The following is a 16,869-nucleotide window of genomic DNA, read 5'->3' as shown; positions in this document are numbered from 1 at the left end:
GCCCTTCGTGAGTTTCAAGGCGACCGGCGCCGACGAATCCAGCGATCAGCATACAGCGTCGCGATCTCCGCTCCAACGCCCGCCGCGCTCCTTCCCGTCAGCGCTTGGCGGCCTGGGACTCCACATGCGCCAGCACCCGTTCCGACGGCCAGCAATCGATGGAGAGACCGTTGGCCTTCTCGTAAAGGCCGATCTGCTTACGCGTGTTGGACCCGATCTTCCCGTCGATCTTGTCCATCGGATAGCCGAGTTGCTGTAGCCGCGCCTGAATGCCGGCCACGGTATGGGTCCTCGGCTGCGCGAACGACGCCCACGGCGTGACGAAATCGCCGCCGCCACGGATGCGGTCGCCGAGGTTGCCAACAAACAGCGCATAGAGATCGGACGTGTTGTAGAGCCGAATGACGCGGAAGTTCTGCGCCGCCAGGAATGCCGGACCGTAGGCGCCCGCCGGCATCATCAGATAGGCGTCCGACGCCAGTTCCGCCTTCGTGAACGGCCGCCCGCTGGCTTTCTTGAAGCCCATCTTCACCCAATCGGCAATTGGGCGCGTATCGGGCGGGCCTTCCAGCGAGCAATCGGCATGCTGAGGCGCGATGACCTCGTACCCCCAGCGCGCGCCAGGGACCCAGCCCTTTCCTTTGAGCTGCATCGCCGTGAACGCCAGCGCATCCGCAACGGAGCGCCAGATATCGATCTTGCCGTCGCCATCACCGTCGATTGCAAATTTGAGATATTCGGTCGGCATCGCCTGCGTCAGCCCGACGGCGCCCGCCCACGACGACTTCATGTCTGAGCGCGGAATCCCCTTCTGCAGCATGACGAGCGCCGCGATCAGCTCATCGTGAAAGCGTTCCTTGCGCTTGCCGACATAGGCGAGCGTCGCCAGCATCTGGATAGCATCCTTCGACGGATGATAACTGCCATAGGCCGTTTCACGTCCCCAGATCGCAACGAGCGTATAGCGGTCAACGCCCGTCAGCTTTTCGATCCGCTCAAGCGCCGTCCGATGCTCGGCGAGAAACTTTTTTCCCTCAACACCGAGCTTCTCAAGATAGGGCTTCGACAAATAATCGGCCGCCGTCTTGGTGAACTCGGCCTGTCCGGCGTTGTCGATCTTTGGCCGCCCTGGAATGTCGAGATCTGGGATGCTGTAATCCGGCTTCACGCCCGCAAACGCCGTATCGAACGTTTTGCGGCTAACCCCTGCCGCCTTCGCCTGCGGCCATAGGCTCGCGATGAAACTTGAAAAATCCTGAGTTGGTTTGGCATTGGCGGCGATCGATGTCAGCGCCAGCAGCACCGATGTCAGCACAGCCGCGGCGCTTGCCCTAAAATACGTGTTCTTCAAGAGCATTGCAGCGCTGCCTTCTTTGAACGTGGCGGCCCGACACGCGCCGCTCTTATGCGCGTGCCCGATGTTAAGGGCATTTTTGCGGCTCAGCTCGCCAGTGCGCCCGCCTTCAGCGCATCGACGCGGCGTTCCCAATTCAACGCCTGCGCCACGATTTGTTCGAGATTATCGTGCTCCGGCTGCCAACCGAGTTGATCGCGAATTTTGGCCGAAGCCGCAACGATAGCCGCCGGATCGCCCGCGCGACGCGGCGACAGCAGAACTTTGAAATCGACGCCCGATACGCGCTTCACTGCAGCGATAACTTCGATGACGGAATAACCCTTCGAGTACCCGCAATTGAAGATGTCCGACGCCCCGCCCCGGCGCAAATGCTCAAGCGCTACCGAATGCGCATTCGCCAAATCACTCACATGGATGTAATCGCGGACGCACGTGCCGTCGGGCGTCGGATAATCGATGCCGAAAATTTCCATATGCGGACGTTTCCCCAACGCCGTCTCGCACGCGACTTTAATCAGATGCGTTGCGCGCGGCGTCGATTGCCCCGACCGGCCCTTCGGATCGGCCCCAGCGACATTGAAATACCGCAAGGCGACGAACCGGAAATCATAGGCGCGCGACGAATCCGACAGCATGATTTCGGTCATCAGCTTCGAGGAGCCATAAGGCGACAGCGGGGCAGGCGGCGCCGTCTCCGAGACGGGATTATCCTCCGGATTGCCGTATACGGCGGCGGTGGAGGAAAAAATGAAATGCTTCACGCCGGATTCGACGGCAGCCGCAATCAGTCCCCGTGATTTCACCGTATTGTTGAGGTAATAGCCGAGCGGATCAGCAACCGAATCCGGAACAACGACAGATCCCGCGAAATGAATAATAGCATTTACGTTATGCGAACGGATCGTTTCCCTGACGAGATCGTTATCTGCAATATCTCCAACGACCAACGCCGCCCGGCGATCGACAGCCCAACGAAATCCCGTGGACAGATTATCGATGACGACGACATCTTCGCCCACGTCCAGAAGCTCCAGAACCATGTGGCTGCCGATGTAGCCGGCGCCCCCCGTGACGAGCACGCTCATAGTTGCAATGAACTCCTGATGTCTATACCCACAACAACTGTCGATTCCGCTCGAAGACCGGCTCAGACCTAATGGAGACCGCTGCTTTGTGCAAATAACTCATTCACATTTCTGCGCGACAACTTCGTCTTTCGGGCACGCTTAAATCCAAAATCGTAAACAATTGAACCTGGAGCGCGAGCCGGCGCACTTGGAGCATCTGATGAACGCCATCAAGAAACCAATTCGCAAAGCCGTATTTCCTGTTGCCGGTCTCGGTACCCGGTTTCTGCCTGCAACCAAGGCCGTGCCGAAGGAAATGCTGACGGTCGTCGACCGTCCTGTGCTCCAGCACGTCGTCGATGAGGCGCGCGCCGCCGGCATCGAGCATTTCATATTCGTCACTGGACGGAACAAGGGCGTCATCGAAGACCATTTCGATAAACAGTTCGAGCTTGAAGCGACGCTCGCAACGCGCGGCAAGAAAAAGGAGCTTGAGGCCCTCGAACGCGACCTGCCGCAAGCCGGTCAAACGAGCTTCACGCGTCAGCAGGCGCCGCTTGGGCTGGGCCATGCCGTTTGGTGCGCCCGCGAGCTTGTTGGCAATGAACCGTTTGCGTTGCTTCTGCCCGACATGCTTCACCACGGACGCACGTCCTGCCTCGCCGACATGATCGACGCCTATTCGCAAACCGGCGGCAATCTGATCGCGGTCGCGCCAGTCCCCGAAGATCAGACGCACCAGTACGGTATCGTCGGCGTCAAGGATGTGAAGGCCAAAGTCTCCGCAATCACGGAAATGGTCGAGAAGCCCAAGCCCGGTACGGCGCCGTCCAATTTGCACATTACCGGCCGCTACGTCCTGCAGCCTGAAGTATTCGATCTCCTCGCCAAGCAAGAGCGCGGCGCCGGTGGCGAAATTCAGCTGACGGACTCCATGATCGCTATGATGAACGGCGCCGGACAGCCGTTCCATGCCGTGCGTTTCGACGGCGATATCTACGACTGCGGCTCCAAGCTTGGCTTCCTCACCGCCAATGTCGCCATCGCTCTCGAACGCGACGACCTCGAAAAGGACTTCCGACGCGAGCTCAAGCGTCTCATCGGCACAAACGTCTGAGCGATCGGTCTGCCGGGTGTCCTCCCGGGCAATTCCCGACGCGAATCAGAGAACGCCGACCTTCGCTACCATTGCGCCGCCACAGACGAAGAAGGTGGCGCAATGGGCCGCCATCAACAGTGCAAGGCTTCGCTGAGCCCCCGCGGCGGCGCGTCCTCCCCTGAAAACACTTGGTTAATGCACGGCTGCGGCGCCGCTGGACTTGCATGGACCGCGCTAGAACGCGAAAAGTGTTAACGCCAAGCCGCCGGGTCCTTTATGTTCAGGCAGACGCGGCAGGCGAACGGGGGACATAAAGCGCATGCAACGGGTCATTCCATTCCAGCTACCTGAAATTGAGCGACAGGAAGCAGACGTTGTCTCCGGCGAGACGACACCGATTTCGTCCGCCCTTCGTACACTCAATCTCGCGGCCGAAGGGCTCGCCCAGGTCGCGCACGATATCGCTGGCCCCCTCTCCGCCGCTTTCGATGAAGCCGTCAGCCGGCTGAAGGCCGTCGACGGCCGCGTCATCGTAACGGGTATCGGCAAGAGCGGCCACGTCGCCCAGAAGATTGCCGCGACGTTCGCATCGACCGGTACGCCCGCGTTCTTCGTCCATCCGAGCGAAGCCTCCCACGGCGATCTCGGCATGATCACGAAGTCCGACATCATCGTCGCGTTTTCCTGGTCGGGCGAAACGGTCGAACTGAAACCGATCATCACGTATTCGCGGCGCTTCGCGGTACCGCTCATCGCCATCACATCGCAGGCAAACTCTGCTCTTGGCAAACAGGCGGACGTCGTTCTGCAGCTGCCGCGTGTGAAGGAAGCCTGCCCCCACGGCCTTGCGCCGACGACATCGACGACCATTCAGCTCGCCCTCGGCGACAGCCTTGCCATCGCGCTTCTCGACGCGCGCGGCTTCACCGCCCACGATTTCAAGATTTTCCATCCCGGTGGCTCTCTCGGCGCTAACCTCAAATACGTTTCCGACGTCATGCACCAGAATGAGCGGATGCCGCTGATCGAGAGTGGCGCTTCGATGTCGGAGGCGCTTGTTGCGATAACGGCGAAAAGCTTCGGCTGCGTCGGTGTCACCGATGCCGACGGCAAGCTCATCGGCGTCATCACCGATGGCGATTTGCGTCGCCATATGGGGCCGGACTTGCTTCTGGCCAGCGTCAATGACGTCATGACCGCCAAGCCCAAAACCATTGCACCGACGTTGCTGGCATCGGCCGCTCTGGAACTCATCAATTCCTCGCGGATCACGGCGCTCTTCGTCGTCGACAAGCAAAAGCCGGTGGGCATCGTGCATGTCCACGATCTGCTGCGCGTCGGCGTCGCCTAGGAACCGCGGCGCATCAAACCCGTGAAACGACGAGCACCGTGCCGTCAGCGCCCGTGACTTTGACATTCGCGCCCTTAGGGCCGTCCTCGCCTTTCGCCACCCAGACGGTGTCGCCGACCCGGACCTTCCCGCGTCCGTTGACGATCGCATCCTCAATCGTCACGATACGGCCGATATACTGCGCGCCGCGAATGTTGAGATCGGCAACGTCAGGATGCGCCGACTCTTCACGGCTCTTGTGCCGAACCCAGAACACTGCCGCCATGGCGATCAGCGCGAACGCAATAAGCTGCCACTCCCAGGCGAGCGGCGTCGTCAGGCCGATAACGCCAACGATTGAGGCCGACAATCCGAACCATACGAAGTGCACGCCGGGAACGATCGACTCCATAATGAACAGAACGACGGCCAGCGCGAACCAGAGCCAAGCCCCGAATTGTCCGATCAGTGACGAAAGACTTTCCATTGACGCCATCGCTCCCTCTGCGAGTAAGCCTTGGCCTTATGTCGTCGGTACCGAGCCGGAGCGCGGCGTACGCGACGGCGACGACTTCGGAGCATCGCCGCCGAACGCTTCGCCCGCAATCTGCGCAATACCGCCGAGCGATCCGATGACGGACGATGCCTCCAGCGGCATCATAATGATCTTCTGGTTCGGGGACTTCGCCAAGGCTTCGAGCGCCTTCATATAATTGTTTGCAACGAAGTAGTTGATCGCCTGGACGTTTCCGCCCGCAATGGCGTCGGAGACCATTTTCGTGGCCTTGGCTTCGGCTTCCGCCGACCGTTCGCGCGCTTCTGCATCACGATAGGCAGCCTCGCGTCGGCCCTCCGCTTCCAGAACGACGGCTTGCTTTTCGCCTTCGGCTTTCAGAATGGCCGCCTGGCGAAGACCTTCGGATTCAAGGATCTGCGCGCGCTTCTCGCGCTCGGCCTTCATCTGCCGGGCCATGCTGTCGACGAGATCTCGCGGCGGCGCGATGTCCTTGATCTCGATGCGCGTCACCTTCACGCCCCACGTTTCGGTGGCGGCGTCCACGACTTGCAGCAGCCGGTGATTGATCTGATCGCGGTTCGACAACAGTTCGTCGAGATCCATCGAACCCATCACTGTACGGATGTTCGTCATCGTCAAGTTGACGATGGAATGTTCGAGATTATCGACCTCATAGGCCGCCTTAGCCGCATTCAGGATCTGGTAGAAGGCGACGCCGTCAACCGTCACCATCGCATTGTCGCGGGTGATGACATCCTGACTAGGAATATCCATCACCTGTTCTTTCATGTTCAGCCTGTGCGTCACCTTTTCGAGGATGGGGATCAGAATATGCATTCCCGGAACCAGCGTCCGCGTGTAGCGGCCAAGGTTCTCGACCGTGAAGTTCGAGCCCTGCGGAACGATTTTGACAGTCGACCAAAGCCCCCAGATCGCAGCCGCCAAAAGAATAAAGCCAAAAAAACCGAAACCGCCGAAATCGGACATGCCGTCCTCCCCTCACGAGCGAATCGAAATGAAAATGGGAAATTCGCGCGTCAGGTTTAAGTCTCGGAAACAAACATTCGGTAAATATTGGGTAATATATCGATATATGGCAGTAAAAAGCAGGAAATTGAACAAGAATTAGTGGCCAATAAGAAATATTGGCCACTTTCCAGTGTCTAAAGCCATCCCGCCAGTTCGCGCCGAACGACCACTTCAATAACGTCCACCCCTTCGGGACTATCATTGAGAGCCGGCAAATAGGCGAATTTTTCTCCGCCGTTCGACTCGAAGATATGCCGGTTCTCGCGATCAAGTTCCTCAAGCGTTTCGAGACAATCGGCAGAAAAGCCCGGCGCAACGAGCGCGATCTTTTTCACACCCGATTTCGCCAATGCTTCGACAGTCTTGTCAGTATAGGGCTGCAGCCAGGGATCGGTACCGAAACGCGATTGGAATGTCGTCAGCCACCGGCTTTCCGGAATTCCCAATTTCTCACGCAAAAGCCGCGACGTTTTCTGGCATTGGCAATGATAAGGATCGCCCGCCGCGAAATACTTCTCCGGCATACCGTGAAATGTTGCGATGATTTTCTCGGGCTCAAAATCGAGCTTCGAAAGCTCCGCACGCATCGACGTCGCCAGAGCCCCGATATAAGCCGGATGATCGTGATAGCTGGGCGACGTCCGGATCGCCGGCTGCCAACGCATCTTCATCAGCGCCCGGAAGGCCTGATCGTTCGCTGTTGCCGTCGTCGCCGCGGAATACTGCGGATAAAGCGGGACCAGCAGAATGCGGTCGCAGCCTTGCTCCTTCAGCGCCCTGATCCGGCTTTCCGTCGTCGGATTGGCATAGCGCATCGCCCAATCGACGATGACACGCGGATCGTTGCCGAGCCGCTGCGCCAGCCGTTCGGCCTGATTCCGCGTGATCGTCTTCAGCGGACCTTCGTTCTTTTCGTTATTCCAGATCGTCGCGTAGTCGCGACCTTTGCGGGACGGGCGGGTCGTGAGGATGATGAGGTTGAGGATCGGCCACCATTTCCATTTGGGTTCCTCAATCACTCGGTCGTCGGAGAGGAACTCCTTGAGATAGCGCCGCATCGGCCAATAGCTCGTACCGTCTGGCGTGCCGAGGTTGAGCAGCAGAACGCCGATCCGCCCGAGCGCGACAGGCGCATGCTCTCCCGGCAGCGCCGTCCGTTCACTGTCGAAATCACCTTGTTTCGGAACCTCGTTCATTCGCTCTCCCAACGCCGGCATTTATTGTGATCCGACCGGATCAGGCCCGGCGCTGCGACGGAGCACGCGTCTCGTCTTTCGCGGCCATTCTCGGCTTTGCCGGAGCGGGCCGTAGTTCCGGTGCCGGATCCCGGACTTTCGCCGCAACCGGCGCGGCTTCGTCCTGAGCACCTACTTGGCCCGACGCAGGCTGGACTTCAAGCTGCGGATCGATCGAACGGCTGCAGCGCCAATAGGATGCTACGCGGCCAACGAAAGCGTCAGACTTCTCGGCAAAGAGTCGTTTGGCGCGATATTCCGCTGTGGCGCGCAAGAGTTGCTGCTGCTGCCGACAGAGAGTTACTGCAGCATCTTTCTGCTCATCGGTCATCGCTGGAGACTTGCCCGCCGCTGCAATCAGTACTGCCAGATCATGGTCGTCGCCGAGCAACTGCGAAAGTTCGCGTGCCGCGTGCGCCCTGACGGCAAATTCATCGGGCCACGCCTTCGACAAAAGCGACATCTGCCGCCAATGCCATTGCACCGCCTTGCGCAGATCGTGAAAATTCTCGTCGGTCGGTTCTTCGTAGGCATACTTCGATGCCTTGCGTCCTTTGCGATAGCTTTCCGTAAGCCCCCGGGAGAGCGCAGCAAAGCCACGCTTGCCGAAAGGCATCTTCGCGAACTTTGCGGCTTCGCGCTCCAACAGATGCTGCGCCCTGCGCGCAATATCGGGATCAAGCGTTTCCGGCTCGTCTGGCGTCTCGGCCGTCAGCGCCAACTTCAGCGGCGCAAGCGACGCCGCAGCATTCGCAACATCGTTCGAAAGTTTGCTGATTGTTTCCAGCATGACGGTGCGGTCGCGGCGCGCTGACAGCAGTCTGGCAATCTCACCCAGCGCCTTATTCCGCTGCCGAGCCTTATCGTCGCCGATGGCATCGGCAGATAACCGCACGAGCGAGCGCAACCGCTTCAGCGACTTACGGCACTCGTGGACGTTTTTAGGTCCGACAGCCACCCCAGCGAGTTCAGCCAAGGCGGCGTCCAACTGCTCGCGCGCAATCCGGCGAAAGCCTTTTTCAACAGGCTCATGGGTTTTGAAGCGATACGGCATACGCAGAAACGGCTCTGAACTCGGGCGAGGACGGGGAAATCGTTAGCGTAAATTCGAACCACACAAAACTGTCATAAACGAGTGCGCTGACAAGGTCCTGGTTAACACGAAATTCGCCCGTCTATCGAGTTTGCAACTGTCGCAACCAGAGTTTGATCCGCGCCTCTGGATCCGGCGCTGTAAAGAAATCCGTAATCACAGCAAGGCTGTCGGCGCCGGCTTCTAATACTCCGGCGGCGCGCTCCGGAGTCAAACCTCCGATTGCAACGAGCGGCAATGCACCGATCCTCCGCCGCCATTCCTTAATTTTATCAAGCCCTTGCGGAGCCCAAGCCATCGCCTTCAGCTTCGTTTCATAGATCGGCCCGAGCGCCACATAATCAGGTTCGGCCGCCAGCGCGTTATCGAGTTCGACAATATCGTGCGTCGAGATCCCGAGCTTGATCCCCGCAAGCTTGATGGCTTCGAGGTCAGCGTCGCGCAGATCGTCCTGTCCTAAATGGATAAAACCGACGCCCGCGTCCAGCGCTGCTTCCCAATAGTCGTTGAGCACAAGCGTACAGCTACGCTCCTTGCAAAACGCATTGGCACGTTTGGCTTGCGCCGCAATATCCGCTGCTGACGCGTCCTTGATCCGAAGCTGCACGAACGTCACACCGAGCGGCACGATGCGCTCAAGCCAGCCGACATCCGGCACGATGGGATAAAAGCGATCGAGGATCATCTGCAGAAAACTCTGATACCGCCGCTACTCAATCGAGATCGAAAAACGGCGTGCCTGCGACGGGCGTTGAGGGCACGGCCATATCACGCGCCGGAATGAGACCAGCTTCGTATCCCAATCGTCCCGCCTGAATCGCAGCTGCGAAAGCGGCCGCCATGCGCACCGGATCGGCAGCCTTGGCGACTGCCGTATTGAGCAGCACCGCGTCGTAGCCTAGCTCCATCGCTAATGCCGCGTGCGACGGCGCGCCGATACCCGCATCGACGACGAGCGTGACGTCAGGGAAATAAGCCCGCAAACTCTTTAGCGCTGGAGCATTGGCCAAACCGCGTCCGCTGCCGATCGGCGCGCCCCACGGCATGATGACTTCGCATCCTGCGCGCTGCAGCCGCTCGGCAACTGAAAGATCTTCCGTCGTATACGGAAGCACTTTGAAGCCGTCGCGCGTCAGCACACCCGCCGCCTCGACCAATCCGAAGACGTCGGGCTGCAACGTGTCGTCGTTCGCGATCACTTCGAGCTTGATCCAATTCGTGTCGAACAGCTCGCGCGCCATTTGCGCAGTCGTGATCGCCTCGCCCGCCGTCCGGCACCCGGCCGTATTCGGCAGCACGCGCACGCCGAGGTCGCGAATGATTTCGAGAAACCGCTCACCGAGCTTACCGCCGGCCGCCTCGCGACGCAGCGACACCGTCACGACGCTCGCGGCCGAAGCCGTAACCGCACCTTTCAGGATCGCTGGAGACGGATAGCCTGCTGTCCCAAGCAAAAGCCGCGATGCAACCGTCTCGCCGTAGATCAAAAGGCTCTGCGCCGTGTGCAGCTTGTCGTCACGAATGTTCATATCGACCCAAAGGCCTCATCTAGCCGCCCAGATCTAACCACCTTGGCGCGCGGAAACGATCTCAACCCGATCGCCGCCGTCGAGCGCCGTCGTAGCACGCCGCGCCTCGGGCACGAACTGGCCATTAAGCGCGGTCGCGACTTTGGCACCGGCAAGCCCTTGCTCTTCGATCAGAGCTGCGAGCGTACGGGCCACGCTTTCGGTTTTTCGGCCGTTGACGACCAGTTCGATCCTGGCCTCGTGTTGTACCATCGCCCTATCTTCTGACCTGATCGCCGGACATGGGAATTTCAACATCGTTTACCAGAGAGCATGCCGATTTTTTACCTCATATCGTCAAAATCGATCAAAAAGGTCCCGCCAATCCGCCGCATTGCTCCCTTCCATCTCTCCGCTTCGCAGGACAAGGACCGCCGCACATGTTCGCCCGCCTGTTGTCGTCGCGCCGTTTCGCTCCGCTGTTCTGGAGCCAGCTGCTGGCGGCGCTCAACGACAATCTGCTCAAGAACGCGTTGGCCATGCTCGTCGTCTACAAGCTGGCGATGGAGAATGGCGCGGCGTTGGGCACACTGGCAGGCGCCGCGCTCGTGCTGCCGTTCTTCCTCTTTTCTGCACTCGCGGGCCAGCTGGCCGACAAGTTCGATAAGGCTAAAGTCGCCGCGCGCGTCCGGTTGATCGAAATTCCAATTGCGGTCGCTGCCGCCGCGGGCTTCCTGATCCCGTCCGTGCCATTGCTGTTCGTTGCGCTGATCCTGTTCGGCACCCTGAGCGCCTTTTTCGGCCCGGTGAAATACGGCCTGCTGCCATCACACCTCGAAGTGAAGGAATTGCCATCTGGCAACGCCTTGATCGAAGGCGCAACGTTTATCGCCATTTTGATCGGCACCGTCGGAGGCAACTTCGCCTCCGGCAGCCACGCCGAGTTGATCGCGGTCTCCTGCGCCATCATCTGCATTTCGGTTCTGGGCTGGCTGTCCGCACGCCAGATCCCGCCCGCGCCGTCATCCGTGCCCGATCTCAAGATCGACAGAAACATCGCAACCTCGACAATCACGTTGCTGAAAGATCTGCGCAGCGACAAACGAATCTGGCAAGGCGCACTGATCACCTCATGGTTCTGGCTCGTCGGCGCAGGCGTCCTCGCGCTGTTGCAGAATCTCGTTCCACAGGTGCTGAACGGCGCCCCCTCCGTTTACACGTTGGCGCTTTTCACATTCGCAGTCGGCGTCGCTTTCGGATCGGTCGTCGCCGCCCGCGCCAGCTCCAACCGCCCGAACCTCGCCCTCGTTCCGATCGGCGCTCTGCTCATGGGCATTTTCCTGCTTGATCTCGCCTGGCTCGCTTCAAGAACACAGCCCGCCGCGACGCCAATGACGCCGTGGGACGTGCTCACGACGCTCGGCGGACTCCACATGCTTATCGATCTCGCAGGCATCGCGATCGCGGGCGGCTTCTACATCGTGCCCGCGTTTGCCGCGGTGCAGGCTTGGTCGCCGGTCGATCACCGCTCGCGCGTCATCGCGGGCTGCAACGTCCTCTCGGCTGCGTTTATGACCGTCGTCGGCCTACTGATCGCCGCTCTGCAGTTCGAAAAAATTTCCGTCGCCACGCTTTATGCGGGCCTCGGCCTCGCCAACATCGTCGTGGTTGCGCTCGTCCTCCGCGCGTGGGGCGCCGAGGGGGTGAAAGACGTCAGCCTGTTCCTGTTCAAGACGTTCTTTGGACTCGAGGTGCATGGCCGCGAAAACCTTCCCAAGGCCGGCGAGCGCGCGATCATCGCGCCAAACCACGTCAGCCTGCTCGATGCGGGTCTCATGCACGCCTTGGTGCCGTCGCACACGGCCTATGCCGTTGACACGATGATTGCGCAAACATGGTGGGCAAAGCCGTTCCTGAAGCTCACGCGTTTCTACACCATTGACCCGACACGCCCGCTCGGCATGCGCGGCCTCATCACCGCGGTCAAAGAAGGAACGTCCATCGTCATCTTTCCGGAAGGTCGCCTGACCGTCACCGGCGGCCTGATGAAGGTCTACGACGGCACCGCCATGATTGCCGACAAGGCCGACGCGCCGATTATCCCTGTGCGCATCGATGGTCTCGAACGCTCGCACTTCGGCTACCTCAGCAAAGCGCAAACACGCAAAGCTTGGTTCCCGAAAACGACGGTGACGATCCTGCCACCCGTCTGGCTCAAGATCGATCCGGTCCTTCGTGGCAAAGCCCGACGTCAGGCAGCGGGAGCGGCCCTGCAAGACATCATGACCGACACCGCCGTGCTGACGACGCCGATCGACCAGACGCTATTCGAAGCACTCGTGTTGGCCCATCAGACCCGCGACACCGGCAAGGCCGCCATCGAAGATCCACTCGGCACCAAGCTCACGTACAAAAAGCTGATTGTCGGCGCACAGGTGCTGGGCGCCAAGATCGCGCCAATGCTGCCGCCCGTCGGATCATCCGTCGGCGTCCTGTTACCGAACTCGGCTGGCGTCGTCGTCACGTTCTTCGCGCTGCAGACGATCGGCCGCGTCCCTGCGATGCTGAACTTCTCTGCGGGCCCGGCAAACGTCGTCTCGGCGTGCAAGGCTGCGAAGGTCGACATCGTTCTGACGTCGCGCGTGTTCGTCGAAAAGGGACATCTCGAACCGCTGATCAAAGCTCTCGAAGGCGTCGTGCGCGTCGTTTATCTCGAAGACATTCGCCCGACGATCACCTTCGCCGACAAGGTCAAGGGCCTGATGCAGGGCACCCGCCCGCAGGTGGCGGTCGATTACAACGCTCCGGCCGCCATTCTGTTCACGTCGGGCTCCGAAGGCACGCCGAAGGGCGTCGTGCTTTCGCATCGCAATCTGCTCGCGAACTGCGCACAGACACTGACGCGGGTCGCATGCAATGGCACCGATAAGGTCTTCAACGCTCTTCCCGTCTTCCATTCGTTCGGGCTGACGGCAGGCGTGCTGATGCCGCTCGTCGCTGGCGTGCCGATCTTTCTTTATCCAACGCCTCTGCACTATCGGATCATTCCGGAACTCGTCTATCAGTCGAACGCGACGATCATGTTCGGCACCGATACGTTCCTGACAGGCTACGCCCGCGTCGCCCACCCTTACGACTTCGCCCGCGTACGCTTGGTCGTCGCCGGTGCCGAAGCCATCAAGGACCGCACGCGCCAGCTTTACATGGACCGCTTCGGCGTACGCATTCTCGAAGGCTACGGCGTCACCGAGACTGCGCCTGTCCTCGCGCTCAACACCCCACTTGCGAACAAGGCGCACAGCGTTGGGCGCATGTCACCACTGATGGACTACAAGCTCGAAGCCGTGCCCGGCATCGAGCAAGGCGGCCGCCTCTACGTCCGCGGCCCGAACGTCATGCTCGGCTATTATCGCGCGGAAAATCCCGGTATCCTCGAACCGCCGGCCGAAGGCTGGCATGACACCGGCGACATCGTCGAGATCGACGCACAGGGCTTCATCTTCATCAAGGGCCGCGCCAAGCGCTTCGCCAAGGTCGGCGGCGAGATGATTTCGCTGTCTGCCGTCGAGGCGCTCGCCGCGGAACTCTGGCCGCAACAGACGACCGTTGTCGTCGCGCTTCCCGATCAGCGCAAAGGCGAACGCCTTGTGCTGCTGACAACCGACGCCAAATGTAAGCGCGAAGATTTCCAGAAATTCGCTCGCCAGAAAGGTACGACGGAGCTGATGGTCCCGGCGGAAATTCTCGTTGTCAGCAAGATCCCACTGTTAGGCACCGGCAAGCCCGATTATGTCGCCAGCCTTGCGCTTGCCAAGGAGATCGTTGCCGCAAAACAGACGACGTCAGGGGGCGCTGAACAGAAGCCCCTCACGCCGGCCGTCTGAGAGGTAAGCCAGCACCTCGCGCGCGAGCGCCGGCGCCAGTAGGAACCCGTGCCGGTACGCGCCGTTGACGCGGATAACTTTGCCGCCGTCTTCGACGACGATGCGCGGAACGTTGTCGGGAAACGACGGCCGAATGCCTGCGCCCATTTCCAATACCGAGGCTTCGCCAAACGCCGGATGCAGTGCATAGGCGGAGCCTAGAAGATCGAGCGCCGATTTGAGCGTCATCGGTCCATCGTCCTCGCGCTCGACCACGCTCGCGCCGACCACAAATCGTCCGTCGCCTTGTGGCACGATGTAGATCGGCTGCCGCGGATGCAGCAGCCGCACGGGCCGCGCGAGCGACACGTCTGGAGTTGCGATCAGCACGCGCTCACCACGCACGCCGCGCAACGCCTTGAGATCACGCTGCGCGCCGATGCCCCGGCAATCAACGACAACGCCGTCTGCGTCACCGTCCCACGGCGCACCTAAATGAACCTCACCGCCCAGAGCTTGAACTTGACTGAGAAGCCAGCCGAGCGCCTTCCGCGCATCGAGATGCGATTCCGCTTCAAAATAAAGCCCCCGCTCGAACCGCCCCGCGAGCGCAGATTCGAGTTCGCCGATGCGCGCCGCACCTACGAGGTCATGTCCCTCGGTCATGTTTTGGAAGCGCGCCAGATCTCCTGCGTCGCGCGCATGCGCGACGACGAGCGTGCCGTTGTCGATCGTCGCCGGATACATATCGCGCCAGATCTTCAACGCCTCGCGACCGAGATCGCGAACGATCGGCGGCGCGCCTTCCGCCTCGCATTCCGGCGCGATCATTGCGCCCGCCCACCGGCTCGATGCCTGAGCAAACGGCGCGTCACTTTCCTCAATGAGGCGAATGCGATAGCCGGCTTTGGCCAGCGTATAAGCTTGCCAAAGGCCGAAAATGCCTGCACCGACGACGGTGATGGTCGAATTGCTCACGTCTAAAGCTGCCTGCTGCTGTCTCTCAATCGCCGAGCGCTACACCTTCGCGGCGCGGATCTGCACCGCCTTCGAGCAAAGCGCCATCTCGCGCAACCGTATTGACGCCCGACGTCATCGTCGCGCCAGAGACGGCCTGACCGTATAGCGTAAGTTCATAAGCGGGCCAAAGGATCGGCTGCGAATATTCGATCAATACCGGTCCGCCCTGGCTGCCGAAGTTGGTCAGAGACGCCGCCTGTTGCGCGTTCATATCCCAATCGATCATCGCAACGAGCGTCTTCACGACATAGAGAATGATCTGCGACCCACCAGGCGAGCCGGTCACAATCTCCGGATTCCCGTCCGCGCTTAACACGATCGTCGGCGCCATCGAGCTACGCGGACGCTTTCCGCCTTCAACGGCGTTAGCGACCGCCACGCCATGATCGTCGACAGGCTTGAACGAAAAATCCGTCAGCTCGTTGTTGAGCAGGAATCCCTTCGCCCACAGATGCGAACCGAACGCGCTCTCGATGGTCGCCGTCATCGAGAACGCATTGCCGTCATCGTCGATGATCGACATCTGCGTCGTGCCGGGCACCTCATACGTCGCATCGACGCCGAATGTCTTCTTCGCGAGTCCCGGCGGCAGACCCGGCTCGGCTTTCTCCATCGCTCTCTTCGGATCGATCAGCTTCCGCCGCTCGGCGAGGTAGCCATCGTCGAGCAAACCCGAGGGAACAGGAATGCGCTCGGGATCGCCGATGTAGCGGTTGCGATCGGCATAAGCGAGCTTTTCAGCTTCCGAGATGATGTGCAGCGCTGGCGCGGTCATCGCCGCAGCCGGACCTTGCACTTGCGGGAACGGTTCGATGAGCTTCAGCACCGCGCCGACCGTCAACCCGCCCGACGACGGGGGCCCCATCCCGCAGACCTTACGCCCGCGATAATCGACACAAACCGGCGGCCGCTCCGGCGCGGTGTACGAAGCGAGATCGGCGGCGGTCATATCGCCTTTGATGCTTGTCGCGCCTTGCACAGCCGCAACGATCGCATTGGCAATATCGCCGGAATAAAAAGCCTCCGGCCCCTTATCCGCGATCAGGCGAAGCGTTGCGGCATATGCCGGGTTCTTCAGCAATTCGCCTTCCGCACGCGAGCGCGTTCCGCCTTCGTAAAAGTAAGCGCGCGCTTCCGGCGCAAAGTTTTGCGGGTCATCTTTCGCAAGCAGAACAGCAAGCCGCGGCGAAACGTGAAAGCCGTTCTCCGCAAGCTTGATCGCCGGATCAAACAAATCCTTCCACGGCAGCTTGCCGTGCTTTTCATGCGCCACATAAAGAGCGCGCAACACGCCCGGCACGCCGACGCTCAGGCCCGACAAAACGGCATCTTCGAAGGCCATCGGCTTGCCGTCTTTGGTCAGGAAGCGGTCCGGCTTCGCGGCGGCAGGCGCCGTTTCGCGTCCGTCGTACATCGTGACCGAACGCGTCTTCGCATCCCAGTACGTGATGAAAGCCCCGCCGCCGAGCCCCGACGACTGCGGCTCGACCAGCCCAAGCACCATCTCAGCCGCGATTGCAGCATCGACCGCGGACCCGCCGCGACGCAGAATCTCGCGGCCGGTCTCCGCCGCCAGCGGCTCTGCCGCAGCGATCATATGCCGTTTGGCGGTAACGAGTGCTTTCTCGGTTGTTCCCGATGCTGCCTCAGGCGGCGGCCGAAATTCCTGCGCCGACGCTACGGTAGCGACAAGCAGACACGAAGCGGCGAGTAAAATTCGAAACGTCATTCCATCTCCGGGGAGGGTGTGC

Annotated in this window: 14 protein-coding genes; 3 read left to right on the top strand and 11 right to left on the bottom strand. The window is 60.6% G+C overall.

Annotation, left to right across the window (positions count from 1 at the left end):
* Positions 1 to 97: 97 nt before the first annotated feature.
* Positions 98 to 1,357 carry a lytic murein transglycosylase gene (locus tag HYPMC_RS03400; protein WP_013946385.1) on the bottom strand — a complete coding sequence of 420 codons (1,260 nt, stop codon included), beginning with the start codon at positions 1,355 to 1,357 and terminating at the stop codon, positions 98 to 100.
* 83 nt (positions 1,358 to 1,440) lie between these two features.
* Positions 1,441 to 2,442, bottom strand: a complete 1,002-nt coding sequence (galE, locus tag HYPMC_RS03395) for a UDP-glucose 4-epimerase GalE (protein ID WP_013946384.1) — start codon at positions 2,440 to 2,442, stop codon at positions 1,441 to 1,443.
* A gap of 202 nt (positions 2,443 to 2,644) precedes the next feature.
* On the opposite strand from galE, the gene galU reads away from it, so the two are divergent.
* A complete protein-coding gene (galU, locus tag HYPMC_RS03390; protein WP_013946383.1) occupies positions 2,645 to 3,541 on the top strand; it encodes a UTP--glucose-1-phosphate uridylyltransferase GalU in 897 nt (298 codons plus the stop codon).
* A gap of 301 nt (positions 3,542 to 3,842) precedes the next feature.
* Entirely contained in the window at positions 3,843 to 4,874 is a 1,032-nt protein-coding gene (locus tag HYPMC_RS03385) for an SIS domain-containing protein (protein ID WP_013946382.1), read from the top strand.
* 13 nt (positions 4,875 to 4,887) lie between these two features.
* Here HYPMC_RS03385 and HYPMC_RS03380 read toward each other — a convergent pair whose 3' ends face one another.
* The 7 genes from HYPMC_RS03380 to thiS all read right to left on the bottom strand — a co-directional run bounded on the left by HYPMC_RS03380 (position 4,888) and on the right by thiS (position 10,508).
* Entirely contained in the window at positions 4,888 to 5,340 is a 453-nt protein-coding gene (locus HYPMC_RS03380; protein WP_024275399.1) for an NfeD family protein, read from the bottom strand.
* 36 nt (positions 5,341 to 5,376) lie between these two features.
* The gene (locus tag HYPMC_RS03375) at positions 5,377 to 6,357 is read right to left on the bottom strand and encodes an SPFH domain-containing protein (protein WP_013946380.1); all 981 of its coding nucleotides are present in this window, start codon (positions 6,355 to 6,357) and stop codon (positions 5,377 to 5,379) included.
* Positions 6,358 to 6,533: 176 nt separating this feature from the next.
* The gene (hemH, locus tag HYPMC_RS03370) at positions 6,534 to 7,595 is read right to left on the bottom strand and encodes a ferrochelatase (RefSeq protein ID WP_013946379.1); all 1,062 of its coding nucleotides are present in this window, start codon (positions 7,593 to 7,595) and stop codon (positions 6,534 to 6,536) included.
* Between the two features lie 40 nt (positions 7,596 to 7,635).
* Positions 7,636 to 8,688, bottom strand: a complete 1,053-nt coding sequence (locus HYPMC_RS03365) for a CHAD domain-containing protein (protein ID WP_013946378.1) — start codon at positions 8,686 to 8,688, stop codon at positions 7,636 to 7,638.
* Between the two features lie 121 nt (positions 8,689 to 8,809).
* Positions 8,810 to 9,412: a thiamine phosphate synthase gene (locus HYPMC_RS03360; RefSeq protein WP_013946377.1), complete on the bottom strand. Its 603-nt coding sequence runs from the start codon at positions 9,410 to 9,412 to the stop codon at positions 8,810 to 8,812.
* Positions 9,413 to 9,440: 28 nt separating this feature from the next.
* Entirely contained in the window at positions 9,441 to 10,256 is an 816-nt protein-coding gene (locus tag HYPMC_RS03355) for a thiazole synthase (RefSeq protein WP_013946376.1), read from the bottom strand.
* Between the two features lie 33 nt (positions 10,257 to 10,289).
* The gene (thiS, locus tag HYPMC_RS03350) at positions 10,290 to 10,508 is read right to left on the bottom strand and encodes a sulfur carrier protein ThiS (protein ID WP_013946375.1); all 219 of its coding nucleotides are present in this window, start codon (positions 10,506 to 10,508) and stop codon (positions 10,290 to 10,292) included.
* Positions 10,509 to 10,675: 167 nt separating this feature from the next.
* On the opposite strand from thiS, the gene HYPMC_RS03345 reads away from it, so the two are divergent.
* Complete coding sequence (locus HYPMC_RS03345; RefSeq protein ID WP_013946374.1) at positions 10,676 to 14,119, top strand: acyl-[ACP]--phospholipid O-acyltransferase; 3,444 nt, start codon at positions 10,676 to 10,678, stop codon at positions 14,117 to 14,119.
* Here HYPMC_RS03345 and HYPMC_RS03340 read toward each other — a convergent pair.
* Both HYPMC_RS03340 and ggt read right to left on the bottom strand, forming a co-directional pair.
* Positions 14,078 to 15,076: an FAD-dependent oxidoreductase gene (locus tag HYPMC_RS03340; RefSeq protein WP_013946373.1), complete on the bottom strand. Its 999-nt coding sequence runs from the start codon at positions 15,074 to 15,076 to the stop codon at positions 14,078 to 14,080. The two genes, HYPMC_RS03345 and HYPMC_RS03340, sit on opposite strands and share 42 nt — an antisense overlap.
* A gap of 25 nt (positions 15,077 to 15,101) precedes the next feature.
* Positions 15,102 to 16,847, bottom strand: coding sequence for a gamma-glutamyltransferase (ggt, locus tag HYPMC_RS03335; RefSeq protein ID WP_013946372.1), 1,746 nt, complete (start codon positions 16,845 to 16,847; stop codon positions 15,102 to 15,104).
* Between the last annotated feature and the right edge of the window lie 22 nt (positions 16,848 to 16,869).

It is taken from the genome of Hyphomicrobium sp. MC1 (genome assembly GCF_000253295.1).
In the GTDB taxonomy this organism is placed as follows: Bacteria; Pseudomonadota; Alphaproteobacteria; order Rhizobiales; family Hyphomicrobiaceae; genus Hyphomicrobium_B.
The sequence above is the reverse complement of the archived record's forward strand: the minus strand, read 5'-3'. Positions and strand labels throughout refer to the sequence as shown.

Excerpts from the sequence above, each read along its gene's own strand:
- hemH (WP_013946379.1), bottom strand. The coding sequence starts at position 7,595 with ATGAACGAGGTTCCGAAACAAGGTGATTTCGACAGTGAACGGACGGCG.
- HYPMC_RS03360 (WP_013946377.1), bottom strand. The coding sequence starts at position 9,412 with ATGATCCTCGATCGCTTTTATCCCATCGTGCCGGATGTCGGCTGGCTT.
- HYPMC_RS03385 (WP_013946382.1), top strand. The coding sequence starts at position 3,843 with ATGCAACGGGTCATTCCATTCCAGCTACCTGAAATTGAGCGACAGGAA.
- HYPMC_RS03365 (WP_013946378.1), bottom strand. The coding sequence starts at position 8,688 with ATGCCGTATCGCTTCAAAACCCATGAGCCTGTTGAAAAAGGCTTTCGC.
- HYPMC_RS03380 (WP_024275399.1), bottom strand. The coding sequence starts at position 5,340 with ATGGAAAGTCTTTCGTCACTGATCGGACAATTCGGGGCTTGGCTCTGG.
- HYPMC_RS03400 (WP_013946385.1), bottom strand. The coding sequence starts at position 1,357 with ATGCTCTTGAAGAACACGTATTTTAGGGCAAGCGCCGCGGCTGTGCTG.
- ggt (WP_013946372.1), bottom strand. The coding sequence starts at position 16,847 with ATGACGTTTCGAATTTTACTCGCCGCTTCGTGTCTGCTTGTCGCTACC.
- galE (WP_013946384.1), bottom strand. The coding sequence starts at position 2,442 with ATGAGCGTGCTCGTCACGGGGGGCGCCGGCTACATCGGCAGCCACATG.
- HYPMC_RS03345 (WP_013946374.1), top strand. The coding sequence starts at position 10,676 with ATGTTCGCCCGCCTGTTGTCGTCGCGCCGTTTCGCTCCGCTGTTCTGG.
- HYPMC_RS03355 (WP_013946376.1), bottom strand. The coding sequence starts at position 10,256 with ATGAACATTCGTGACGACAAGCTGCACACGGCGCAGAGCCTTTTGATC.
- thiS (WP_013946375.1), bottom strand. The coding sequence starts at position 10,508 with ATGGTACAACACGAGGCCAGGATCGAACTGGTCGTCAACGGCCGAAAA.
- HYPMC_RS03375 (WP_013946380.1), bottom strand. The coding sequence starts at position 6,357 with ATGTCCGATTTCGGCGGTTTCGGTTTTTTTGGCTTTATTCTTTTGGCG.
- galU (WP_013946383.1), top strand. The coding sequence starts at position 2,645 with ATGAACGCCATCAAGAAACCAATTCGCAAAGCCGTATTTCCTGTTGCC.